The sequence below is a fragment of the Pseudomonas sp. A-RE-19 genome (genome assembly GCF_019956555.1).
Taxonomy (GTDB): Bacteria; Pseudomonadota; Gammaproteobacteria; order Pseudomonadales; family Pseudomonadaceae; genus Aquipseudomonas.
In genome coordinates, this window is record NZ_JAHBDQ010000001.1 from 161,043 (window position 1) to 184,557 (window position 23,515).

Below are 23,515 nucleotides of genomic sequence, written 5' to 3' on the forward strand. Positions count from 1 at the left end.
GCAGGTTGGCACCTGCGGGTGCAGGGTTTACTTCAGACGCGCCAGACGCTGGGTCAGCAGGTCGAAGAAGCCCTGAGCGTCACCATTTTCGACCCAGAAGGCATTTTTCGGCGCCTTCAGGCCGTCATACCAGTCGACGATGGTCTGGCCGAAGGTCGGGCCTTCGCGGCTATCAACCACGACGTTGACCGAACGCCCGGTGAACAGCTCTGGCTTGAGCAGATAAGCGATGACTGTGGCGTCATGCACCGGGCCACCCGGAATGCCGTAGTGCTCCATGTCGCCTTTGACGTATTCATTGAGAATATCGCCCACCAGCTTGCTGGCATTGTTGTTCAGACCCGCGATCTGCTTCAGGCGCGCTTCACTGGTCAGGATCTTGTGGGTCACGTCCAGCGGCAGGTAGGTCAGTTTGACGCCACTGCTCAGCACCACTTGCGCGGCCTGAGGGTCGGCGAACAGGTTGAATTCAGCTACCGGGGTGATATTGCCGCCGTTGAAGTGCGCACCACCCATGATCACCACTTCCTTGATGCCCTGAACGATTTCGGGCTCCTGAATCAGCGCCAGGGCCAGGTTGGTCTGTGGACCGAGCATGGCGATGGTAATGCTGTGGGGTTTGGCGGTCTTCAGGGTATCGATCAGATAATTGACCGCATTGCCTTTGGCCAGGCCTTTTTTCGGCTCATGCACGGTGACACCCGACAGGCCTTCCTTGCCATGGATATTCTCGGCATAGATCGGCGTGCGCATCAGCGGTTTCGGTGCACCGGCATACACCGGCACCTCTTCGCGCCCCGCCCATTCGCGAGCCAGGCGCGCATTACGCGAGGTCTTGTCCAGACGCACATTGCCTGCGACGGTGGTCAACGCACGAATATTCAGTTCTTCCGGCGATGCCAGGGCAAACAGCAAGGCGACCACATCATCGGCACCCGGGTCGGTGTCGATGATCAAATCGATCTTTTCCGCCGCTTGGGCGCTTGTTGCGGTAATCAGGGACAAAAGCAGCAAACTCCGGAGCAGGTGGTGCAGTTTCTGGGCATAGCGGTGCATAGCGCACTCCTTGTGCGTGGGAAGAACGGAAGTTAGAACGTTACGCCAGCCACCAGGACGATGTTGCAGTACGGCTGACATTCGCCTGTACGAATAATCGCCCGAGCCTGTCGGCTGAGCACTTTGAATTGGTCATGACTGAGCAGTTCGCGCCGGCCCAGCGCACCTTCGGTATTCAGTTCATCCAGCGTGCGCAAGGCCGAGGGTTTCTTGTCCAGAATCTCATGGGCCAGCACATGGCTTTCGACCTGCATTTCACTGAGTACGACCTTCAAGGTACTGACGAAATCCGGAATACCGTGGGTCAAGGCCAAGTCGATCAGTTCGACACCGGGCGGCACCGGCAGGCCGGCATCGCCGATCACGACGGTGTCGCCGTGGCCCAGGGACGCGATCAGCCGTGACAGTGCGACATTAAGCAAAGGGGTCTTTTTCATGGTGTTTTAAAGGCCTGTACGTCAGACAAGGTGGGAATCGAAGGCTGCGCGCCAGCACGGGTAACCGACAGCGCCGCGGCGACCTGGCCGAAACGGATGGCTTCGGCCTCGCTTTTGCCTGCCGCCAGGGCCGCGGCGAAACCGCCAACGAAGGTATCGCCGGCCGCCGTGGTATCGACCGCCTTCACTTTCGGCGCCGGGAAATGCTCGAAGCGTTTGCCATCGGCGAACAGTGATCCTTGGGCACCCAGGGTGATGATCACTTTGCCGGCCCCCATGCCGATCAAGCGGGTCGCGGCAGTTTCGGCGGTGCTCAGGGAATCCACCGGCAAACCACTCAGGGCCGAGGCTTCGCTTTCATTGGGGATCAGGTAATCGATGGCCGCATACCAATCCGCAGGCAGCGGGTGACTGGCCGGTGCCGGATTGAGGATCACGGTTTTACCCAGCTTACGACCACGCTTCAGGGCATGGCCGACCGTGGCATCCGGCACTTCCAGCTGACAGATGATGACATCCGCCGCCTGCAATACCGCGTCGAAACGGTCAATCACCTCGGGCGTCAGCGCACCGTTTGCACCCGCCACGATGACGATGGCGTTCTGACTGCTGTCATCGACCACGATCAACGCCACACCGCTGGAATCTTCGACAGTGCTGACTGCCTGGCAATCGATCTGCTCGGCCAACAACCCATCGCGCAGCACTTCGCCATAGGCGTCGCTGCCTACACAACCGACCATCGACACTTGTGCGCCCAGCCTCGATGCGGCCACGGCCTGGTTGGCGCCCTTGCCACCCGCGACCGTGGTAAACGATTTGCCGATCAGCGTTTCACCACCACGGGGCAGCCGTGGCGCCCGGGTTACCAGGTCCATGTTAAGGCTGCCTATTACCACTACTTTTGCTGGCATACATCACTCGTCAATTCTGTTTCTGCGGCGCTTTCGGTTCAGCAGTGCTTTTTGTTCAGCGATACTCAGCGAACACACTGGCCAGCGGCGCAGTCGATTCTCGCAGGACAATACTGGGTGTCACGATTCGCTGATCGGTCGCCAGATCCGGTGCGGCAATCCTGCGCAACAGCACCTCGGCCGCCATCTCGCCAAGCTGCAGGATCGACTGGCCCACGGTGGTCAGCGCCGGATAGACGTAACGGCTCATCTGGATATCGTCGAATCCAATCACCGACAGTTCGGTGGGTACGCGAATATTGCGCTCGGCAGCGGCACGTAACACACCGATACCGATCATGTCGTTGCCGGCGAAGATCGCGCTGGGCGGGTTCTTTTCCAGCAGGATCGCGGCGGCGTTGTAACCGCCGGTGCTGGTAAAGTCGCTTTCCAGCATGCGCTCGCGTGGCACTTCGACGCCCGCCTCTTTCAAGGCGCGGCAATAACCGGCCAGACGCATCTGCGCCACGCTGGTGCTTGCCGGCCCGCCAATCGTGGCGATGTCCCGGTGCCCCAACTCCAGCAGATGCCGGGTCGCCAGATAAGCGCCGTACTCATGATCGATGCGTACCAGATCGGCATCGACGCCTTCTAGCCCGCGGTCGACAATCACCATCGGCGTGCGCACGCCTGCCAGCCCTTCCGCCAGCCCACTGTCACCACCGGCCGATGCAACGATCAAGCCGTCGATGCGTTTTTCCAGCAGCACACGAAGGTAGCTTCGCTGCTTGTCCGGGTTGTCGTCGGAGTTGCAGAGGATGACGCAATAGCCGTTGCGCTCGCAGTAGTCCTCGATGCCACGGGCCAACTCGGCGAAGTACGGGTTGAGACTGTTGGGCACCAGCAGGCCGATGGTCGCGGTGGTTTTCGCTTTCAATGACCGGGCCACGGCACTGGGCACGTAGTCGAGACTTTTGATCGCCGCCTCGACCTTGACCCGTACTTCCTCACTGACCGGCCGCGTCTTGTTCACCACGTGGGAAACCGTGGTGTAGGAAATGCCCGCGAGTGCCGCTACATCCTTGATTGTTGCCATGACTCAGGTCCGCCGGCTTGCGCGCTGACTGCGATAAGTATCGAGCACCACCGCCACCACGATAACCGCACCGGTGATGATGCGTTTGGTGGGCTCGGTCGCGCCGATCTGCGCCAGACCGGCCGCCAGTACCGAAATGATCAGGACGCCGAAGAACGTGCTGATGACCGAGCCGCGCCCGCCCATCAGGCTGGTGCCGCCGATCACGACCGCGGCGATCACTTGCAGCTCCAGACCGGAGCCGGCATTCGGGTCCGCTGCTTCCAGGCGAGATATCTGAAACAACGCAGCGATACCGGCCAGCAGCCCCATCAGACTGAAGACCAGGATCTTGTAGGGCTTGGGATTGATCCCCGCCAGACGCACCGCTTCTTCGTTGGTGCCGATGCCGATCAGGTAACGACCGAACACGGTACGCGTCAGCACGGCTTGGGCGATGAAGATAATCAGCAAGGCAATGATGAATGACGGCGAGATACCGAACGCGATCGGGTTGGACAGCCAGGCGAAAGCATCACCGATGTAGGCGGTGCGCGAACCGGTCATCTGATACGCCAGGCCTCGCGCCATTTCCAGCACGCCGAGGGACACGATGAACGACGGAATCCGCCACGCCACGGTGATCGAGCCGGTGATGGTGCCGGCCAATGCCGCCGCGCCCATTCCCAATAGCGCCGCTGGCAGCACGCTCCAGCCCCAGCCGAGAATCGCCACGCTGACCGTCGACGCCGCGAGCGCCAGCACCGACCCCACCGACAGGTCGATACCGCCGATGATCAACACGAAGGTCATGCCAACCGCCAGCACCATCAAATCGGGTATCTGGTTGGCCAGGGTGCTGAAGGTGTCGTAAGACAGGAAATGGCTGCTCAGGATCGAAAACAGCGCGACCATCGCCAGCAAGGCACCGGCCAGACCCAGGTAGGTGCCGAGGCCGTAAAAATTGCCACTACGTTTGCCGGCCAAAGATGCAGTATTCATGGAAGATTCCTAGGCGCTGCTTCGTTGAGCAACGCATCACGTTTTTGGTAGCCGGCGAAAGCGGCGGCAAGCAAATCATCCTGGGTCCAGCTGTCACGCTCGAAGGTGTCGATCAGGCGCCCTGCCGAGAGCACACCAATGCGGTCGCAGATCAGCATCAGTTCGCGCAGGTCGCTGGACACCACTACCAGCGCCTTGCCCTGACGGGTCAATTCACCGAGTAATGCGTAGATATCGAACTTGGCACCGACGTCGATGCCACGGGTCGGCTCGTCGAACAGCATCACCGTGCAGTCGCGCTCCAGCCAGCGGCCGATCACGACTTTCTGCTGATTGCCGCCGGACAGTTCCGAGACCAATTGCGTCGGGCTGGAACTGCGAATGCGCATGGCGTTGATCTGACGCTGAGCCAGCGACATCTCGTCACTGTTATTAACAAAGCCGCCGCTGGAAATCACCGGCATATTGCCCAAGGCAATGTTGGCGCTGATTGATTGCGTCAGCAGAAGGCCTTCGCCCTTGCGATCTTCGGTGATCAGGGCGATGCCGTGACCGACTGCATCGGCCGGCGAACGAATACTCACCACCTGAGCCGACGCCCCCAGCGCGACGGTGCCGCTGTCGGCTGCATCGGCACCGAAGATCAGGCGCAGCAATTCGGTGCGCCCTGCCCCAATCAAACCGGAAATCCCGAAAATCTCACCGGCGCGCACCTCAAAGGACACATCGCGAACCTTATCGGAACGAGTCAGCCCTTTGACCGTCAAGGCCGGCGCACCGATGTTGCGCGGGCCCATGTCGATGTGCTCGCCCAATTCACGGCCGACCATCAGGGTAACCAGTTGCTCGCTGTTGTAATTGGCCATCGGCTCGACACAGACCAGGTTGCCGTCGCGCAATACCGCAATGCGCTGGGCCACCCGCGCCAATTCTTCAAGACGGTGGGAAATGTAGATGATCGATACGCCGCGAGCTTGCAGGCGAGTGATCTGCTCGAACAGCATTTCGACTTCACGGGCCGTCAGCATTGCAGTCGGCTCGTCGAGGATCAGCACGTGGCAATCGCCGATCAGGTTGCGGGCGATTTCCACCATTTGCTGGTGGCCGATACCCAACTCGCCGACCAGAGTGTCCGGGTCGATAGCGTCAAGGCCGACCTGGGCCATGGCCTCGATCGCCGCCTTGCGCAGCTGCTTGCGGCTGATCCAGCCACCGTGGCTGGGCAGGTTATCGAGAAACAGGTTTTCCGCCACCGACAACGTCGGCAACAGATTGAGCTCCTGCATGACCATGCGGATGCCCAGCTCTTCGGCCTGGCTCCGGCTGCCGGGACGATAATCCTGCCCCTGGAACTGCATCTGGCCGGTGGTCGGCGTGACCAGTCCGCCAATGATTTTCGACAGCGTGCTTTTACCCGCGCCATTCTCGCCGGTCAGCGCCAGCACTTCGCCGCGCATCAGCGTCAGGTCGATGCCAGTCAGGACGGGTTGGGCGTAGGTCTTACCGATACCGCTGACCGAGAGGACAGCGTTCGGGGCGCAAACGGACATAAAAACTCTCCATGTGCTCGCCCGAACGGGCGAGCACCGTTGTGTCGCCAGAAGGACTACTTGGTAACCAGCTCTACCGGAGTTTCGATGACGCCGTTGGCGCCGCTATCGACGGTCTCGCCTTTGATGATTTTCAGCGCAGTCTCGATGCCGAACACCGCTTGCCGGGCAGCAAACTGGTCGGCGGTTGCCAGGACGCGGCCATCCTTGAGCATCGGCTTGATCGCGTTGATGTTGTCGTAGCCGACCACTTGCACCTTGCCGGCCTTGCCCGCTGCACGCACGGCGGAAACGGCGCCGACGGCCATGCTGTCGTTACCGGCCAGCAGGGCTTTGACTTCCGGATATTCGCTGAGAATCGAAGCGGCAACCTTGTTGCCTTTGTCGATCTCCCAATCGCCGGACTGCAGAGACACAACCTTGATCTGCGCCGCTTCCATCGCATCCTTGAAGCCCGCCGTACGCTGCTGGGCGTTGGTGGTGGTGGAAACGCCTTCGATAATGCCGACTTCGTCACCAGCCTTCAGTTGCTTGGCCAGGTATTCGCCCACCAGACGCGCGCCTTTGCGGTTATCCGGGCCTACGAATGGAACGGTGATGTTTTTGCTTTTGACCACGGCCGGGTCCAGCTGGTTATCGATGTTGATCACGGTGATGCCGGCATCGACTGCTTTCTTGATGACCGGGACCATGGCCTTGGAGTCGGCCGGCGCGATGACCAGCGCATTGACCTTGGCCAGAATCATTTGCTCGACGATGCGCGTCTGGCCGGCCGTATCCGTTTCGTCCTTGATGCCGTTGGAGATCAGTTCGAAGTCGCCGGAGTGGTCTTTCTGGTAGGCCTTGGCGCCGTCTTCCATGGTCAGGAAAAATTCGTTGGCCAGAGATTTCATGACCAGTGCGACTTTAGGTTTTTCAGGGGTTTCGGCGAAAGCCGAAGAAACAGGCAACGCGGCGGATGCGGCAGCCAGCATAGCGACAGCGAGAAGACGTCCAGCGAATGGCAGCTTCATGGGTTCACTCCGATCTTATGATTATTCTGAGCAACGCTTGCACCGGAGTACGCCAGGACTCTGATCTCTACTGGATCAAGCCATCGGGGATGACCGCGCAAACGTTTGCGTAGACCGAACTATGCGAACCCTGTGGAGATTTGTCAACGCCGTGTTCTGCGTTCGGGTTAACAAAAAGCCAAGCCTTTTACATCACGCCGTGGTGCTGACCAGGCTGCCACTGCTGGAATCCTTGGCCAGTTCCTTGACCAGATTGCCTGTCACTTGCGCGAGCGCAGCGCTGGTATCGGCGATTTGCCCCTGGATCGACATGACAGCAGTGGCTTTGGCCTCCGGAGTCGGATAACTCGCTGCCTGAGCCGCCGCCAGTTGCTGCTGTTCGCGCAATTGCTGCTGCAGTTCCTGCATGCGCTTGAGCAAAACCTGCACCGCAATACTTTGATTGCTGCTTTTTCCAGATTTGGTTTCGCCCTGAGTCTGCGTAGCGCCACCGGTTCTGACCTGGTTGTCGCTACCCTCCTCTTCACCCAGCGCTTGGCCCGAGGCGTCGGACGTCGCTTCACTCAAGGCATTGATGGTCGCCGGGGACTTGCCCGCGATAGTGATTGCGCCTGCATTTGGAAAACCGACAGTAAACGACATTTGAACTCCTGGAAAAAAAATCTCTTTAAAGGAGCATCGACCTGCGAGGGGGTTTCTTTAGCACTGATTTCCGATTTTGCAAGTCGACTTTCTCAATGGAGGTCGGAGAGCCGAACAAAAAAACTCCACATGTTCGGAAACCCGGACGAGCAAGCACGAAAGCATCGCCGGCCTTAGCGATAATAATTATAAAAATCATGATGTTAAAAGATCACCTTCTCCAACGTCTGGCTGGTACAGATCCTGCTCTTCTTCTACACCCCCGGCGTTCAGATCTGCTTGGGGCGCTTCTGGATGACCTGCATTCCGCACCGTCTCACCACTAGAGAAAACAATAATGAAATCTGTGTTCAATACTTTTATTCCGGGCACTTTGGCCCTGCTGCTGCTTCTACCCACCGCCCTTCAGGCAAAAGAAGTCGAAACCCAACAGAAACTGGCGAATGTGGTGATCCTGGCCACTGGCGGCACCATTGCAGGTGCGGGCGCCAGCGCCGCCAAAAGCGCCACCTATCAAGCGGCAAAAGTCGGCATCGAACAATTGATCGCAGGCGTTCCGCAGCTAAGCCAATTAGCTAACGTGCGTGGCGAACAGGTCATGCAGATCGCATCCGAAAGCATCACCAACGACAACCTCCTGCAACTGGGTCGTCGCGTGGCTGAATTGGCCGACAGCAAAGACGTCGATGGCATTGTCATCACCCACGGCACCGACACCCTGGAAGAAACCGCTTACTTCCTGAACCTGGTGGAGAAAACCGACAAACCGATCATCGTCGTGGGCTCAATGCGTCCTGGTACCGCCATGTCGGCTGACGGCATGCTGAACCTGTACAACGCCGTCGCCGTGGCCAGCAGCAAAGACGCACGCGGCAAAGGCGTACTGGTGACCATGAACGATGAGATCCAGTCGGGTCGCGACGTCAGCAAAATGGTCAACATCAAGACCGAGGCGTTCAAAAGTGCCTGGGGCCCACTGGGCATGGTGGTCGAAGGTAAGTCCTACTGGTTCCGTCTGCCGGCCAAGCGCCACACCATGGACTCGGAATTCGACATCAAAACCATCAAGAGCCTGCCTGACGTCGAAATCGCCTACTCCTACGGCAACGTCAGCGACACCGCCTACAAGGCCCTGGCTCAATCAGGCGCCAAAGCCATCATCCATGCCGGTACCGGCAATGGCTCGGTCTCGTCCCGCGTGGTTCCAGCCCTGCAAGCCCTACGCAAGGACGGCGTGCAAATCATTCGTTCTTCCCACGTCAACGCCGGTGGTTTCGTACTGCGTAACGCCGAACAGCCTGACGACAAGTACGACTGGGTTGTGGCTCATGATTTGAACCCGCAAAAAGCCCGCATCCTGGCCATGGTCGCGTTGACCAAGACCAACGACAGCAAAGAACTGCAACGGATGTTCTGGGAATACTGATTCGCCCTCGCCCGACCTTTTCCGGTCGGGCACTGCCGTAACCACTTGCCAGCCTTGGCGAGTGGTTCACGACCTCTTCCGATAAAAAACTCCAACTGTCCTACACCAAACGGAAAAAACCACTGTCAGAGGATTTTCTTGAATTTTAAGCAGTTGCGAAAATGCCTACAGTTAAATACTGTATGCACGTACAGCTCAATAAGGATAATTCCGTGGCCACTTCCTCTGCCTCCCCTGACGCCTATGAACGCCTGGGCATGCGCGTTCAGAAAGTCATCAATTCCCCCACCGCTCAGAAAGCCAAAGCGGCACTGATCTTCCGACTTCCGGACGAACCCGTGGATGAGTGGGAACGCTTGCTCGAAGAAATCGACGAGAACGATAACGTCACCCTCGCCCATCGCGACGATGGCGGCGTGCAGATTTTCTGGGTTGTGCCGAAGGAAGATTGAGTCAATGAGTGTCCGCTGGTTTGCTTTGCTGTTTTTGCTCATCACCCTCGGGGCCCAGGCTGGCGCCCCACGCACCTTCAACGAAGCGAAGAAAGTCGCGTGGACGTTGTACGCCCCGCAATCCACCGAGTTTTATTGCGGCTGCAAATACACCGGCAACCGTGTGAACCTCGCTGCCTGCGGTTATGTACCGCGCAAAAATGCCAAACGCGCCTCGCGCATCGAGTGGGAACACATTGTCCCGGCCTGGCAGATCGGTCATCAGCGTGAATGCTGGCAACAAGGTGGTCGCAAGAATTGCACGCGGTACGATCCGACCTATCAAAAGGCCGAGGCTGACTTGCACAATCTGGTGCCAAGCATCGGCGAGGTGAATGGCGATCGCAGCAACTTCAGTTTCGGCTGGCTACCCGTGCAATCGGGTCAATACGGCTCGTGCCTGACCCAGGTCGACTTCAAGGCGAAGAAGGTCATGCCTCGCCCGTCCATTCGCGGCATGATCGCCCGGACTTACTTTTACATGAGCAAGCAGTACGGCTTGCGCCTTTCCAGACAGGATCGGCAACTGTACGAAGCCTGGAACAAGACTTATCCGGTACAGGCCTGGGAACGTCAGCGCAACCAGAGCGTGGCGTGCGTAATGGGGCGCGGCAACGAGTTTGTCGGCCCGGTAGACATGAAAGCCTGCGGCTGACCAGCCACTGAAACAACAAAGGCCTGGGGCATTACACCCCAGGCCTTTGTTCGCTTCTAACCGCCGCTTTTGTTGTGGCGCCGGCAACCCATCAAAGTGAGCGATTCCCTCCGCGCATTGACCCTCCCGGGAATCGACGCCCCCCCCGAAGAGAAGCGTCCCCGTGGATGCCCTTTACAATGCTCAGCCAAACCTGCGCAGAACGGTTACTGAGCCGTCGGATGCTCGACGACCAGCGATTCGATGTTCATTTTTTTTGCCCTGGCGAGCGCAGCCGTCAAGTCTGCCTGCCTGCCCTCGGCCTCGGCTTTTGAACTGAACGGCCCGACCAGAATACGAACCTTTCCATTTTCCTTGACGACGTTGGAAACGAAGCTGTGCTCGATCAACCAGCCACTCAGGTCGCTGACCGCCTGGGGTGTTTCGCCCCGCACCTCGACGTCCCATTGAGGGCCGGTTGTCGCCGCGGGCGCTGAAGCGACTGCCGGTTGCGGCTTTTTAGCGTCAACGCTCTTACTCTCACCGCACCCGGCCAACGTCAGTACTGCCATTACCAAGGCCATTTTGCGCACAACACTTCCCTCTGAATGCTTAAAGCGGCGATTTTAGCATCCATGGATCCCTCCCGAGTGCCGCAAAATGGGCTCAAAACAACGAGAATGATGGTTGTCGCCTCTGTATAGTTACGCCTTGGGAATTAATGCAGCATCTGCGCGTCAGAAAGAGGCACCCAAACTGAGACTTCGCACTAATCTATACCTAATACCGACCTCTGCACTGTCCCAATCAGGTGCCCTACAAAGCAATCAAGGAGAAAACCATGCTGATACTCACCCGCAAAGTCGGTGAAAGCATAAACATCGGTGATGACATTACGATCACCATTCTGGGCGTAAGCGGCCAGCAAGTCAGGATTGGCATCAACGCCCCGAAAGACGTTGCGGTGCATCGCGAAGAAATCTACCAACGCATTCAGGCTGGCCTGACCGCTCCAGACAAGCCGCAAACCCCCTGAATCCTGCCGCAGTCAGTAGCCAGCCCGTTCAGTCTCGAATAATGGCTGGCTAAAGATTCAAGCGCCGCATCGCTCTCCACTAGCCTCTCTTTGAGATGCCATCGCAACGTGGAGCCGATACTACCGCCCGTCCCGCATTATGACTGTCAGACGTTTCGGATTTGCTGCAAGAAAGCGCTTCCTGCTTCCTGGCTAACCGAACGCGACCCCTCGCGCCATTCCCGTCGCAGCGACGACCATCAGCATCAGAAGCAGCGCTTCGATATGACTGATACGGGCAAACAGCGTTGCGCGCCCGGTATCGATAGCCGCCCCACGGCCCAGCGCAAGCCGCCATTTGATCAGCGTCGCCATCGGCACGACTTCAAGCAACAGGATGAAGACAAAGAGTGTCATCTTGAGATGAAACAGAGGTTGGTGAAGGTAGTAGTCAGTGCCTTTTTCGTACCCGCCAAAGGCTCGCATCCCACCCGTGACCAATAGAATGACGGCAGAGATACCCCATAGATTGTCCGCCATCAAAACACTGCGCGCTTCCCCCACCCCAGCAACCAGGCGACGTAAAGCCGTGCCGCGGGTCAATACGGCCCAGAAGCCCAGCGCAAAGGCCAAGAGATGAATCGCCGCCAGAAACCATTGAGCCATCGACATACTCCTTATGGATGAAGTTGAATCAGCCCTACAGTAGTAGTCCATCGTGCGCGATTTGCCCACGCACGTGGCTTAGCCCGCCACTGACATGAGGTCACTCTGCGTAAGTTTCTATCGGCTGATCTGGCAACGCACCAGCTCGATCACCCTGGCGACGGTCAAGCAACATCTGTTGCTGGCGGTGATCAGTAGCTTGATTGGGGGTGTCATGGTGCTTTTCGTCAGGGCGACCAATGTGCCGGGCATCTCAATAGCCGATTCTGTTGGCAAACAATGGACGCAAAAAAAAGCCGGGCTCCTGATGGATACCCGGCTTTGAGAATTCTTGGACTCAATCCGTTCTGTTTGAAATCGAAGTACGAGCGTTGCTTAAGCCTTTCGCATTGTGATCGCCAGGCGTAGTGGTCGAAATGGCAGAGGCCTTCGTTATCCCTCGTGTATCCCGGGAATTCGCGATGCCCGAAGTCACCGAACCATGACCGCTGTCACCGTTTCGATCGCTACCGTAGTGGTTGCCACTGATGCCATGGTCCCGAACAGCCCTGCCTGCATGATCGCTGCTCAAACCATCGCCGCGGCCAATCGAAGTGCGAGCGTTGCTTAATCCTTTCGCATTGTGATCGCCAGGCGTAGTGGCCGAAATGGCAGAGGCCTTCGTTATACCTCGTGTATCCCGGGAGTTCGCGATGCCCGAAGTCACCGAACCATGACCGCTGTCACCGTTTCGATCGCTACCGTAGTGGTTGCCTCTGATGCCATGGTCCCGAACAGCCTTGCCAGCGTGATCGCTGCTCAAACCATCGCCTCGGCCATTGCTGACACCACCGGAATGGCCGGAACCACCCTGGCCGCCGCTGCCGCCATTACCGCCACCGTTTCCGCCACCATTGCCGCCGCCATTGCCGCCACCGTTACCACCACCACCACCACCACCACCACCACCCTTCGCGTAGGCGGAGCTCATGATGGATAGGTCAGCAGGGAGCAATGGCGCAGCTGCAAGCATCATCACGCATGACATGACCGCAATAAAATTCTTGTTTTTTAATAACATGATGGGTTTCCATGGGGTTGATATAGCACGGAGTAATTGACCCCTTTGCTCCCCCACAGTTCAAAGAACGACGACCAGCGGGCAGGCAATGTGCTGCTACCGAACATGCACACTGCCTCCCGTGATTTTGCTGATGGTTATGCTGCAAAGACGCGATAGGAATTTGTCGCTTTCACATCAATCGAACGCGCCATCAAGAACCTCATAAATAATCCCGGTGGCGATGGCCACCAGCAACAAATCAGTGCCAGCCTGCTGCCACTCATAGCCATCGTAGTGCGGAAGCCTGCCGAGCAATCGGCCGTCGAGTTTTTTGGCGATACCCGGCGGTAGAGGTTTTCCGCGGGCGAGGTTCTTTTGAATGCCAGGCGGCAAGGCAGGCCCGGGACTCCAGTAGTCACGATAACCGCCAACGATTCCAAGGACGCTACCGTGGTTGATGCTCGGGCCGTGACTCCAATCGTCACCCCCTGAACCTTTCCCCTTGTTTCCATGGCCGGAGTTGCCATGGTCCTGAACATATTGAGGATTTCCCTTGCCGCCTCCCTGACCCTTACCGTTTCCCGGGTCGGCCAATGCAGTCGCGGAACCGGACACCAGGGCAAGACAGGTCACAGCGGCAATCAACGAGCGAGATCTAAACATATCCGTTCTCTCAGAAAAGGGATGCATCTTGCAATGTAGACGCTTATGGCTGTGTTAGTTCGGAAAGTGTGTTCATTGGAGGTGGGCGTTGAAAGGGGCTTTGGGAAGGTTATGCAAATCGCAGTGTCTAGTCCTGAAACAGGTGTAAACCTTATTCAGGACGGGACACAGACAACAAAAAAGGGCCCACCTTTCGGTGAGCCCTTCTAGACCGCCCAGCAGAGCGGATTTTGTTTGGTAGGCGCGATTGGACTCGAACCAACGACCCCCACCATGTCAAGGTGGTGCTCTAACCAACTGAGCTACGTGCCTGCTGTGAGGCGGCATTCTACGGAATTCCGGAGGGGTGTCAACACCTTTTTTTCACCTAACCCTATGAATATGCAAAATATTTAATTTTGCTGTGGCAAAGAAGATTTTCCGGTGGCTGGCGGTCGATTTTTAACTCGGGTAGGATCGAGGCACTCGTAAAATATATTAAACAGAGGCTGCAGGATGGCGAACACCCCCTACCCGGAATCCTATTACGCCGCATCGGCCAATGCGGCGCCGCTGCGCCCGGTTTTGCAGGACGATGTAGAAACTGATGTCTGTGTGATTGGCGCCGGTTATACCGGTCTGTCCTCAGCCCTGTTTCTGCTGGAGAACGGTTTTCGGGTAACGGTCCTGGAAGCGGCCAAGGTGGGTTTTGGCGCGTCAGGGCGCAACGGTGGCCAGATCGTTAACAGCTACAGCCGCGATATCGATGTGATCGAGCGCAGTGTTGGCCCCAAGCAAGCTCAGCTACTGGGGCAAATGGCATTCGAGGGCGCGCGAATCATTCGGGAGCGGGCGGCCAAATACAACATCCAGTGCGACCTGAAGGACGGCGGCGTGTTCGCCGCCATCACCGCCAAGCAGATGGGCCATCTGGAATCCCAGAAGCGCCTGTGGGAGCGTTTCGGTCACACGCAACTTGAGCTGCTGGATCAGCGACGCATCCGCGAAGTGGTGGCTTGCGATCAATACGTCGGCGGCATGCTGGACATGAGCGGCGGGCATATTCATCCACTCAACCTTGCCTTGGGCGAGGCAGCAGCCGTGGAGTCGCTGGGCGGCACTATTTACGAGCAGTCGCCAGCGGTGCGCATCGAGCGCGGCGCCAATCCGGTGGTGCATACACCTCAGGGCAAGGTCAGGGCCAAATTCATTATCGTTGCCGGCAACGCTTACATCGGCAATCTGGTGCCGGAACTGGCAGCCAAGTCGATGCCCTGCGGGACCCAAGTGATCACCACCGAACCCTTGGGCGATGAATTGGCCAAACGCCTGCTGCCCCAGGACTACTGCGTCGAAGATTGTAACTACCTGCTTGATTACTACCGCCTGAGCGCGGACAAACGTCTGATTTTCGGCGGCGGCGTGGTGTATGGCGCACGGGATCCGGCGAACATCGAGGCGATCATTCGACCGAAGATGCTCAAGGCCTTCCCGCAACTCAAGGACGTGAAAATCGATTACGCCTGGACCGGCAATTTCCTGCTGACCCTGTCACGCCTTCCCCAGGTCGGACGGCTGAGCGATAACATCTACTATTCCCAGGGCTGCAGCGGTCATGGCGTGACATACACACACCTGGCAGGCAAGGTGCTGGCCGAAGCATTGCGCGGTCAGGCCGAGCGCTTCGACGCGTTTGCCGACCTGCCCCACTACCCCTTCCCCGGCGGACAACTGCTGCGTACACCGTTCGCTGCGCTGGGTGCCTGGTATTACGGATTACGGGACAAGCTCGGGGTCTGACGAGGCCTCCGCCCCACGACGCTGCTAGCAGCTGCTCAGCAACCATTTGTTCAGGGCCAGCGACGCGAAAGGAGAAAATGCCAAATCGCAGACACAAAAAACCCCGGTCTTTCGACCAGGGTCTTTGCTATCGACTCGAAACAGACACTGGCTTTACCAGCGGCTTGCTTCGTAGCTCCAAGGCGTTCAGCGGGCCTTGAGGCAGATATGGCGCAGCGGACGGGACTCGAACCCGCGACCCCCGGCGTGACAGGCCGGTATTCTAACCGACTGAACTACCGCTGCGTATCGCTTTGGACTTTCGCCCAAGTAACTCGTCTGACTGGAAAGCTTCGAGGCTTTTCAATCTCGAGGCAGGCGAACCTGACTCGGAAAATATGGCGCAGCGGACGGGACTCGAACCCGCGACCCCCGGCGTGACAGGCCGGTATTCTAACCGACTGAACTACCGCTGCGCGTCGGTGGAGGCTTTTAAAGCTTCCATCTTGCTTTCGCAAGACTCTCGGAAGTGGTGGGTGATGACGGGATCGAACCGCCGACATTCTGCTTGTAAGGCAGACGCTCTCCCAGCTGAGCTAATCACCCGTTTGCATCTCCGAGGCCGCGAAATTTACGCAGGTACCGAAGCTAAGTCAATACCCTGCTTGAAGTTTTTCTGAAAAAGACAAAATTGTGTCTTAACAGTCAGACCGCTTTCGCGAGCAAGCCCGCTCCCACACTGGATCTGCGACAGACCACTGGTTTGTGATCGACATAAATTCAGTGTGGGGGGCGGGCTTGCTCACGAAGACGGCGGCACACTTAACATCAATGCTGGCGACAGCGCCACGCCCCGTTACTCGCTGTAGATCATCTTCTTGGTCATGCCACCATCGACCACGAACTCCTGGCCCGTGACGAACCCTGCGTTCCTCGACAGCAACCACGCCACCATCGCCGCCACGTCCTCGACCGTCCCGACCCTGCCCGCCGGATGCTGTGCATGATCGGCGTCAGTCAGCGGCTCGGCACGCCGCACCGCCGGGTCCCGCGTGTCGATCCAGCCCGGACTGACCGCATTGACGCGAATCTCCGGCCCAAGGCTGATGGCCAAGGCGTGAGTCAGGGCCAATAGACCGCCCTTGCTCGCCGCATAAGCCTCTGTATCGGGTTCCGACTGCGCGGCACGGGTCGAGGCCAGATTAACGATGGCACCGCTGTGAGCGCGCAGGTACGGCGCACAGTGCTTGGCCAGCAGCATCGGCCCGCTGAGGTTCACCGCCAACACCCGGTTCCAGTAGGCCAGATCGAGGCTTTCCAGGGTGATGTTGTGCGGGTCAGCCACCGCCGCGTTGCACACCAACGCGTCCAGACGCCCGAACTGCCCCAGCACTTCAGCCACGCCCAGTGTCACCTGAGCTTCATTCGCGACGTCCATGGCGATGAACCAGGCGTTCTCACCCAGCACCTTCGCCACTTTCGAACCGCGCTCTCGATCCAGATCGGTCAGCACCACCTGCCAGCCTTCGCTGATCAGCCAGGCCGCAATGCCCAGGCCAATGCCGCGCGCGGCACCGGTGACCAGTGCGACGCGGCCATGGGTGCCCGTGGTCGGCGTGGACAACTCGATCACAAGGCAGCCAACCCGCGCGCCAGATCGGCTTGCAGGTCTGCCACGTCTTCCAGACCGACCGCAATGCGGATCAGGCTGTCACGGATCCCCGCCGCCTCACGCTCTTGTGGCGCGAGACGGCCGTGAGAGGTGGTGCTCGGGTGAGTGATGGTGGTTTTGCTGTCGCCCAGGTTGGCGGTGATGGAGATCAGGCGCGTCGCATCGATAAAGCGCCAGGCGCCCTCTTTGCCGCCCTTGACCTCGAAACTCACGACCGCACCGAAACCCTTCTGCTGACGCTGGGCCAGTTCATGCTGCGGATGGCTCTTGAGGCCGGCGTAATGGACTTTCTCGATACCGTCCTGCTGCTCCAGCCATTCAGCCAGTTGCTGGGCATTGGCGCAGTGCGCCTTCATGCGCAGGCTCAGTGTTTCCAGCCCTTTGAGAAAAATCCAGGCGTTGAACGGACTCAAGGTCGGCCCGGCAGTACGCAGGAAACCGACGACTTCTTTCATCTGCTCGCTACGACCGGCCACGACGCCACCCATGCAACGGCCCTGGCCGTCGATGAACTTGGTCGCCGAGTGCACGACGATGTCCGCGCCCATCTTCAGCGGCTGCTGCAACGCAGGCGTGCAGAAGCAGTTGTCGACCACCAGCATCGCACCTTTGGCGTGCGCGATTTCCGACAGCGCAGTGATATCCACCAACTCGGCCAGCGGGTTGGAAGGCGACTCGACGAACAGCAACCTGGTGTTGGCCTTGATCGCCGCATCCCAGCCGGACAAGTCCGCCAGGGGCACGTAATCGACTTCGATGCCGAAGCGCTTGAAGTACTTCTCGAACAGGCTGATGGTCGAGCCGAACACGCTACGCGACACCAGCACATGATCGCCAGCGCTGCACAGGCTCATCACCACCGCCATGATCGCCGCCATGCCGGTCGCCGTGGCCACCGCCTGCTCAGCGCTTTCCAGCGCGGCAATGCGCTCTTCGAACGCGCGCACGGTCGGGTTGGTGTAGCGCGAGTAAACGTTGCCCGGGACTTCACCAGCAAAGCGCGCGGCCGCGTCGGCGGCAGTACGGAATACATAGCTGGAAGTGAAGAACATCGGATCACCGTGTTCGCCTTCCGGCGTGCGGTGCTGACCGGCGCGTACGGCCAGGGTATCGAACGCTACGCCTTCAAGGTCGCTGTCCAGCCGACCGGCATCCCAATCCTGACTCATGCTGTCACTCCTTGCCTTGTTCGGTAGTAGATACAAAACCGGCCCCTCAGGGCCGGTAGAAACTCAGTTGTTGTACAGATCGATGATCGCACTGACTGCCTGGGTCTTGACCTTGGAGGCATCGTTTCGCGCCTGCTCGATCTTGTTCAGGTAAGCCTCGTCGACGTCACCGGTGACGTACTGGCCATCGAACACCGCGCAATCGAACTTCTCGATCTTGATCTTGCCGCCACCGACCGCTTCGATCAAGTCAGGCAGGTCCTGATAGATCAACCAGTCAGCGCCGATCAGGTCGGCCACGTCCTGGGTCGAACGATTGTGGGCGATCAGCTCGTGAGCGCTCGGCATGTCGATGCCGTAGACGTTCGGGTAGCGCACGGCTGGTGCTGCGGAGCAGAAGTAAACGTTTTTGGCGCCAGCTTCACGCGCCATCTGGATGATCTGCTTGCAGGTGGTGCCGCGAACGATCGAGTCATCCACCAGCATCACGTTCTTGCCGCGGAATTCCAGCTCGATGGCATTGAGCTTCTGGCGTACGGATTTTTTCCGTGCAGCCTGACCCGGCATGATGAAGGTCCGGCCGATGTAGCGGTTCTTCACGAAGCCTTCGCGGAACTTGACGCCCAAGTGGTTCGCCAGTTCCAGGGCCGCGGTGCGGCTGGTGTCCGGAATAGGGATAACCACATCGATGTCGTGATCCGGACGCTCGCGCAGGATCTTCTCGGCGAGCTTCTCACCCATGCGCAGGCGGGCCTTGTAAACCGAGACGCCGTCGATGATCGAGTCCGGACGCGCCAGGTAGACGTGTTCGAAAATGCACGGAGTCAGCGACGGGTTGGTTGCGCACTGACGGGTGTGCAACTTGCCATCCTCAGTGATGTAGACCGCTTCGCCCGGCGCCAGGTCGCGAATCAGAGTGAAACCGAGCACGTCCAGCGAAACACTTTCGGAGGCGATCATGTACTCGACACCTTCGTCGGTGTGACGCTGACCGAAGACGATCGGGCGGATGCCGTGCGGGTCGCGGAAACCGACGATGCCGTAACCGGTCACCATCGCCACGACTGCATAACCACCGACGCAACGGTTGTGCACGTCGGTGACGGCAGCGAACACGTCTTCTTCGGTCGGCTGCAACTTGCCGCGCTGGGCCAACTCATGCGCGAACACGTTGAGCAGCACTTCCGAATCGGAGTTGGTGTTGACGTGGCGCAGGTCAGATTCGTAAATCTCCTTGGCCAGCTGTTCAACGTTGGTCAGGTTACCGTTGTGCGCCAGGGTGATGCCATACGGCGAGTTGACGTAAAACGGTTGGGCCTCGGCCGAAGTCGAGCTACCCGCGGTCGGGTAACGCACATGGCCAATGCCCATATGGCCGACCAGGCGCTGCATATGACGCTGATGGAACACGTCACGCACCAGCCCGTTGTCCTTGCGCAGGAATAACCGGCCATCATGGCTGGTCACGATACCGGCAGCGTCCTGGCCGCGGTGCTGGAGGACGGTTAGCGCGTCATACAGCGCCTGATTGACGTTCGACTTACCGACGATACCGACGATGCCACACATGCGACGCAACCCCTACTTAATGGATCTGAACTGAACACAACTCACTGAGGCGTTTTGGCCATCGGCAAGAGGTGCTCCTTGAACGGTATATCAGCGGGTACGCTGATTCCGCTGGCAAGCCACTGACTGCTCCACCCGAGGATCAGGTTTTTGGACCAGTCTGCGACCAATAGAAATTTTGGCACGAGCTGTGATTCTTTCCACCAGCCGTCCTGCTGTACCGGCCCCAGGCTCAACAGCCCGACCGCCACGACCACCAGCAACACGCCACGCGCAGCGCCGAAGGCCATGCCGAGGAATCGATCGGTCCCGGATAGCCCGGTGACGCGAACCAATTCGCCGATAAGATAATTGATCATTGCGCCCACGATTAAGGTGGCGACAAACATGATGGCACAGCCCGTGATCACACGAGCCGATGGCGTTTCAATGTATCCGCCGAGGTACTCGGACAATGAACCACCGAACATCCAGGCAACAGCTCCTGCGATGATCCAGGTCAGCAGCGAGAGTGCTTCCTTGACGAAGCCGCGGCTCAGACTGATCAAAGCGGAGATGGCGACGATTGCAACGATCGCCCAGTCAACCCAGGTAAATGGCACAGTGCAGCCTACAGACGGATAAGGCGGCGCATTTTAGCAGAGCCCATGCTTATCGGTAAGCTGCGATTGTCAGTGCTTTTCAAATCAGGGCGATAGATTTAACCGCGCTCAGGCTGGAAACGCACAACAAAACCCTTGAGGTTCTGCTGACGACTCAACAAATCACGCAGACGATCGGCTTCCGCGCGCTCGATCAGCGGCCCAACGAACACCCGATTTTTGCCATCCGCGGAGCGGATATAGGCGTTATAACCTTGGCTGCGCAGGGTTTTCTGCAGGCTTTCAGCGCTTTCACGGCTCGACAGGCTCGCCAGTTGTACCGACCAGCTGACCGACAGGCCATTGGCATCGACACGGCTTGGGGTGGTGCCGGGCTTGGTGGGTGCGGCAGTAATTGGTTGGGCAGGCGCCGGCACAGGCTTGGCGACTGGCGCCGGAGGCGGTGCGACCGGCTTGGCAGCCGGCGACGCTGGCGCCACGGGAGCGCTTGGCGCAATCGGTGCCGACGGCGCTTGCTGCTCGGCAATTTCGTCATCGCTTGGCACAGGCTCCTGCGGCAATGCCTGCGGTTCAGGCACCGCCACCGGCTCGACCTGCACTTGTGGCATAGCCGGCGCTTGCGGTGCAGCCGGTGCGTCGACCCTCACCTGGCGCTGTTCGTCCTGACGGGAAAACAGCATCGGCAGGAAAATCACCGCCAGCGCCACCAGCACCAGGGCACCGACCATGCGCTGCTTGTACGCCTTATCCAGCAAAGCCATTTGCCGCTTCCTCCGTGGAGCGCCGGGCCAGCCATTCAAGGGCCTCGGCGACACAATAAAATGATCCGAACAACAGAATTTCGTCGTCGCTCGTCGCCTGCGCGCACTGCCCTTCCAGAGCCGCGGCCACGCTGTCATAAGACGTTACCGAGGCGCCAAGGTTCTGCAGCGCCGCGTGCAGCTGCTCAACCGGTCGCGCCCGCGGCGAATCCAGCGGGGCGACAGCCCAATGCTGGACACTAGCATTCAATTCACCGACAACACCATCCAGATCCTTGTCCGCCAACAACCCGAACACCGCCAGACGTCTGCCGGCTGGTGGCTGGCTGGCCAGACGCCGGGCCAGATATTCCGCCGCATGGGGGTTGTGCCCAACGTCCAGCAATATATTCAGGCGTTTGCCCTGCCAGTCGAACTGACGGCGATCGAGACGACCGACCACCCGCGTCGCTTTCAGCGCTTCAATAATCTGCGCATCCACCCAAGGCAAGCCGAGCAGCAGGTAAGCCTGCAACGCCAGTGCGGCGTTTTCCATCGGCAGATCGAGCAATGGCAGATCATGCAACTCGACTACACGCCCCTGAGCATCAAGGCCGCGCCATTGCCAGTTGTGATCGGTGATACCCAGGTCGAAATCGCGCCCACGCAGGAAAAACGGGCAATTGAGCTCGCGCGCCTTATCCAGAAGTGGTTGTGGAGGATTCAGATCGCCACAGAGCGCAGGGGCGCCCTGGCGGAAGATGCCGGCCTTTTCGAAAGCCACGGATTCGCGGGTATCGCCCAGGTAATCCGCATGATCGACCCCGATGCTGGTGACCAGCGCAATATCGGCATCCACCACGTTGACCGTGTCCAGACGCCCGCCCAGGCCGACTTCCAGCACCACCGCATCAAGCCCTGCCTGTTGAAACAGCCAGAACGCCGCCAGGGTGCCCATCTCGAAATAAGTCAGGGAAGTGTCGCCACGACCGGCCTCGACCGCAGCGAAGGCTTCGCACAGCTGGGCGTCAGTGGCTTCGACGCCATTGACCTGCACCCGCTCGTTGTAACGCAGCAGGTGCGGAGAATTGTAGACACCGACGTTCAGGCCCTGCGCCCGCAGCAATGAAGCCACGAACGCACAGGTAGACCCCTTGCCGTTGGTGCCGGTGACCGTAATCACCCGAGGCGCCGGCTTGCCCAGCCCCATGCGGGACGCTACCTGTTGCGAACGCTCCAGCCCCATGTCGATAGCTGAAGGATGCAACCGTTCAAGGTAGGCGAGCCACTCGCCAAGGGTGCGCTCGGTCATATGTTCGCAGGTACCGGCGGAACCACGATCGGCTCGATCGGCGCGGCGACGAATTTTGGCGTCGGCAGGCCCATCATTTGTGCCAGCAGGTTGCCCAGACGCGGACGCAGTTCCTGACGGTGAATGATCATGTCGATCGCGCCGTGCTCCAGCAGGAACTCACTGCGCTGGAAACCTTCCGGCAATTTTTCGCGAACGGTTTGTTCGATAACGCGCGGACCGGCGAAACCGATCAAGGCTTTCGGCTCACCAACGATCACGTCGCCGAGCATCGCCAGACTGGCGGAAACACCGCCGTAGACCGGGTCGGTCAGTACCGAGATGAACGGAATCCCTTCTTCACGCAGGCGCGCCAGCACCGCAGAGGTCTTGGCCATTTGCATCAGGGAGATCAGCGCTTCTTGCATCCGCGCACCACCGGAGGCGGCGAAGCAGATCATCGGGCAACGGTTTTCCAAGGCGTAATTGGCGGCGCGCACGAAGCGCTCACCGACGATAGCGCCCATCGAGCCACCCATGAAGGAGAATTCGAAAGCCGACACCACCACCGGCATGCCCAGCAAGGTGCCGCTCATGGAGATCAGCGCGTCTTTTTCGCCGGTCTGCTTTTGCGCAGCGGTCAGGCGGTCCTTGTACTTCTTGCCGTCGCGGAATTTCAGACGGTCAACCGGCTCCAGGTCCGCGCCCAGCTCGGCACGGCCTTCAGCGTCGAGGAAGATGTCGATGCGCGCCCGCGCGCCGATGCGCATGTGGTGGTTGCACTTGGGGCAAACGTCCAGGGTCTTTTCCAGCTCCGGACGATACAGCACCGCCTCGCAAGATGGGCATTTGTGCCATAGACCTTCAGGCACCGAGCTCTTCTTGACCTCGGAACGCATGATCGAAGGGATCAGTTTGTCTACTAACCAGTTGCTCATGCTTTCTTTCTCCAGTACCGGCGGCCCGAACGCTCTGGTTCGCAGCCCCGTGTATGCCCTTGAGCTAAATTCATGTGTGTGGCGATGATTGATCGGGTGGCCGGGTCAGCGAAACGTGACCTGCGTACAACCCGAAACATCCTCAGCCATGCCTGTGGACGGCGGCAGTGT

Annotated in this window: 24 protein-coding genes, 4 tRNA genes and 2 pseudogenes; 6 read left to right on the forward strand and 24 right to left on the reverse strand. The window is 59.1% G+C overall.

What is annotated here, in order from left to right:
• Positions 1–27 precede the first annotated feature (27 nt).
• The 8 genes from KGB14_RS00855 to KGB14_RS00890 all read right to left on the reverse strand — a co-directional run bounded on the left by KGB14_RS00855 (position 28) and on the right by KGB14_RS00890 (position 7,668).
• On the reverse strand, positions 28–1,056 hold the full coding sequence (locus KGB14_RS00855) for a nucleoside hydrolase (protein WP_223483676.1): 1,029 nt from the start codon (positions 1,054–1,056) through the stop codon (positions 28–30).
• A gap of 32 nt (positions 1,057–1,088) precedes the next feature.
• Complete coding sequence (rbsD, locus tag KGB14_RS00860; protein WP_223483677.1) at positions 1,089–1,493, reverse strand: D-ribose pyranase; 405 nt, start codon at positions 1,491–1,493, stop codon at positions 1,089–1,091.
• A complete protein-coding gene (rbsK, locus tag KGB14_RS00865; protein ID WP_223483678.1) occupies positions 1,490–2,407 on the reverse strand; it encodes a ribokinase in 918 nt (305 codons plus the stop codon). Before rbsK ends, rbsD begins: the two co-directional genes overlap by 4 nt.
• Before the next feature lie 55 nt (positions 2,408–2,462).
• Positions 2,463–3,482 (reverse strand): LacI family DNA-binding transcriptional regulator, encoded by a 1,020-nt coding sequence (locus KGB14_RS00870; protein ID WP_223483679.1) that lies wholly within the window; start codon positions 3,480–3,482, stop codon positions 2,463–2,465.
• Positions 3,483–3,485: 3 nt separating this feature from the next.
• Positions 3,486–4,463: an ABC transporter permease gene (locus KGB14_RS00875; RefSeq protein ID WP_223483680.1), complete on the reverse strand. Its 978-nt coding sequence runs from the start codon at positions 4,461–4,463 to the stop codon at positions 3,486–3,488.
• Positions 4,460–6,013, reverse strand: a complete 1,554-nt coding sequence (locus KGB14_RS00880; protein WP_223483681.1) for a sugar ABC transporter ATP-binding protein — start codon at positions 6,011–6,013, stop codon at positions 4,460–4,462. Before KGB14_RS00880 ends, KGB14_RS00875 begins: the two co-directional genes overlap by 4 nt.
• 56 nt (positions 6,014–6,069) lie before the next feature.
• A complete protein-coding gene (locus KGB14_RS00885; RefSeq protein WP_223483682.1) occupies positions 6,070–7,026 on the reverse strand; it encodes a sugar ABC transporter substrate-binding protein in 957 nt (318 codons plus the stop codon).
• Between the two features lie 192 nt (positions 7,027–7,218).
• The gene (locus tag KGB14_RS00890; RefSeq protein WP_223483683.1) at positions 7,219–7,668 is read right to left on the reverse strand and encodes a hypothetical protein; all 450 of its coding nucleotides are present in this window, start codon (positions 7,666–7,668) and stop codon (positions 7,219–7,221) included.
• Between the two features lie 337 nt (positions 7,669–8,005).
• On the opposite strand from KGB14_RS00890, the gene KGB14_RS00895 reads away from it, so the two are divergent.
• From KGB14_RS00895 to KGB14_RS00905, 3 genes are all read left to right on the forward strand, one after another.
• A complete protein-coding gene (locus KGB14_RS00895) occupies positions 8,006–9,094 on the forward strand; it encodes an asparaginase (RefSeq protein WP_223483684.1) in 1,089 nt (362 codons plus the stop codon).
• Between the two features lie 161 nt (positions 9,095–9,255).
• Positions 9,256–9,546, forward strand: a complete 291-nt coding sequence (locus KGB14_RS00900) for a DUF1654 domain-containing protein (RefSeq protein WP_223483685.1) — start codon at positions 9,256–9,258, stop codon at positions 9,544–9,546.
• 4 nt (positions 9,547–9,550) lie between these two features.
• A complete protein-coding gene (locus tag KGB14_RS00905; RefSeq protein ID WP_223483686.1) occupies positions 9,551–10,240 on the forward strand; it encodes an endonuclease in 690 nt (229 codons plus the stop codon).
• Positions 10,241–10,446: 206 nt separating this feature from the next.
• Here KGB14_RS00905 and KGB14_RS00910 read toward each other — a convergent pair whose 3' ends face one another.
• Positions 10,447–10,812: an SPOR domain-containing protein gene (locus tag KGB14_RS00910; RefSeq protein ID WP_223483687.1), complete on the reverse strand. Its 366-nt coding sequence runs from the start codon at positions 10,810–10,812 to the stop codon at positions 10,447–10,449.
• Between the two features lie 248 nt (positions 10,813–11,060).
• On the opposite strand from KGB14_RS00910, the gene csrA reads away from it, so the two are divergent.
• A complete protein-coding gene (gene csrA, locus KGB14_RS00915) occupies positions 11,061–11,255 on the forward strand; it encodes a carbon storage regulator CsrA (protein WP_007938114.1) in 195 nt (64 codons plus the stop codon).
• Positions 11,256–11,447: 192 nt separating this feature from the next.
• On the opposite strand, the gene KGB14_RS00920 is transcribed toward csrA, so the two are convergent.
• Entirely contained in the window at positions 11,448–11,900 is a 453-nt protein-coding gene (locus tag KGB14_RS00920) for a DUF2214 family protein (protein WP_223483688.1), read from the reverse strand.
• A 94-nt stretch (positions 11,901–11,994) separates the two neighbouring features.
• Between KGB14_RS00920 and KGB14_RS00925 the strand changes: the two genes are divergently transcribed.
• Positions 11,995–12,225 carry a hypothetical protein gene (locus KGB14_RS00925; protein ID WP_223483689.1) on the forward strand — a complete coding sequence of 77 codons (231 nt, stop codon included), beginning with the start codon at positions 11,995–11,997 and terminating at the stop codon, positions 12,223–12,225.
• A 12-nt stretch (positions 12,226–12,237) separates the two neighbouring features.
• On the opposite strand, the pseudogene KGB14_RS28595 reads toward KGB14_RS00925, so the two are convergent.
• The 4 genes and pseudogenes from KGB14_RS28595 to KGB14_RS00950 form a co-directional block, all read right to left on the reverse strand.
• Positions 12,238–12,390 (reverse strand): annotated as a pseudogene (locus KGB14_RS28595) (hypothetical protein); the annotation flags it as partial.
• Positions 12,391–12,480: 90 nt separating this feature from the next.
• Positions 12,481–12,960: pseudogene (locus tag KGB14_RS28600) on the reverse strand (hypothetical protein); the annotation flags it as partial.
• 177 nt (positions 12,961–13,137) lie between these two features.
• The gene (locus KGB14_RS00945) at positions 13,138–13,605 is read right to left on the reverse strand and encodes an anti-virulence regulator CigR family protein (RefSeq protein ID WP_223483690.1); all 468 of its coding nucleotides are present in this window, start codon (positions 13,603–13,605) and stop codon (positions 13,138–13,140) included.
• A gap of 235 nt (positions 13,606–13,840) precedes the next feature.
• Positions 13,841–13,917, reverse strand: a tRNA-Val gene (locus tag KGB14_RS00950).
• A 183-nt stretch (positions 13,918–14,100) separates the two neighbouring features.
• On the opposite strand from KGB14_RS00950, the gene KGB14_RS00955 reads away from it, so the two are divergent.
• On the forward strand, positions 14,101–15,384 hold the full coding sequence (locus KGB14_RS00955; RefSeq protein WP_223483691.1) for an NAD(P)/FAD-dependent oxidoreductase: 1,284 nt from the start codon (positions 14,101–14,103) through the stop codon (positions 15,382–15,384).
• Between the two features lie 208 nt (positions 15,385–15,592).
• Here KGB14_RS00955 and KGB14_RS00960 read toward each other — a convergent pair.
• From KGB14_RS00960 to accD, 10 genes are all read right to left on the reverse strand, one after another.
• Positions 15,593–15,669: transfer RNA gene (locus KGB14_RS00960), tRNA-Asp, on the reverse strand.
• 93 nt (positions 15,670–15,762) lie between these two features.
• Positions 15,763–15,839 (reverse strand) — tRNA-Asp (locus KGB14_RS00965).
• Positions 15,840–15,893: 54 nt separating this feature from the next.
• Positions 15,894–15,969: transfer RNA gene (locus KGB14_RS00970), tRNA-Val, on the reverse strand.
• A 250-nt stretch (positions 15,970–16,219) separates the two neighbouring features.
• Positions 16,220–16,996, reverse strand: coding sequence for an SDR family oxidoreductase (locus KGB14_RS00975; protein WP_223483692.1), 777 nt, complete (start codon positions 16,994–16,996; stop codon positions 16,220–16,222).
• Positions 16,993–18,204, reverse strand: coding sequence for an O-succinylhomoserine sulfhydrylase (locus tag KGB14_RS00980; protein ID WP_223483693.1), 1,212 nt, complete (start codon positions 18,202–18,204; stop codon positions 16,993–16,995). Before KGB14_RS00980 ends, KGB14_RS00975 begins: the two co-directional genes overlap by 4 nt.
• A 63-nt stretch (positions 18,205–18,267) precedes the next feature.
• Positions 18,268–19,773: an amidophosphoribosyltransferase gene (gene purF, locus KGB14_RS00985; RefSeq protein ID WP_007905939.1), complete on the reverse strand. Its 1,506-nt coding sequence runs from the start codon at positions 19,771–19,773 to the stop codon at positions 18,268–18,270.
• Positions 19,774–19,814: 41 nt separating this feature from the next.
• Entirely contained in the window at positions 19,815–20,375 is a 561-nt protein-coding gene (locus KGB14_RS00990; protein WP_223483694.1) for a CvpA family protein, read from the reverse strand.
• Positions 20,376–20,473: 98 nt separating this feature from the next.
• On the reverse strand, positions 20,474–21,136 hold the full coding sequence (locus tag KGB14_RS00995) for an SPOR domain-containing protein (RefSeq protein ID WP_223483695.1): 663 nt from the start codon (positions 21,134–21,136) through the stop codon (positions 20,474–20,476).
• Positions 21,120–22,427: a bifunctional tetrahydrofolate synthase/dihydrofolate synthase gene (folC, locus tag KGB14_RS01000; protein WP_223483696.1), complete on the reverse strand. Its 1,308-nt coding sequence runs from the start codon at positions 22,425–22,427 to the stop codon at positions 21,120–21,122. The genes KGB14_RS00995 and folC overlap by 17 nt, the downstream gene beginning before the upstream one ends.
• Positions 22,424–23,344, reverse strand: a complete 921-nt coding sequence (gene accD, locus KGB14_RS01005; RefSeq protein ID WP_056744405.1) for an acetyl-CoA carboxylase, carboxyltransferase subunit beta — start codon at positions 23,342–23,344, stop codon at positions 22,424–22,426. The genes folC and accD overlap by 4 nt, the downstream gene beginning before the upstream one ends.
• Between the last annotated feature and the right edge of the window lie 171 nt (positions 23,345–23,515).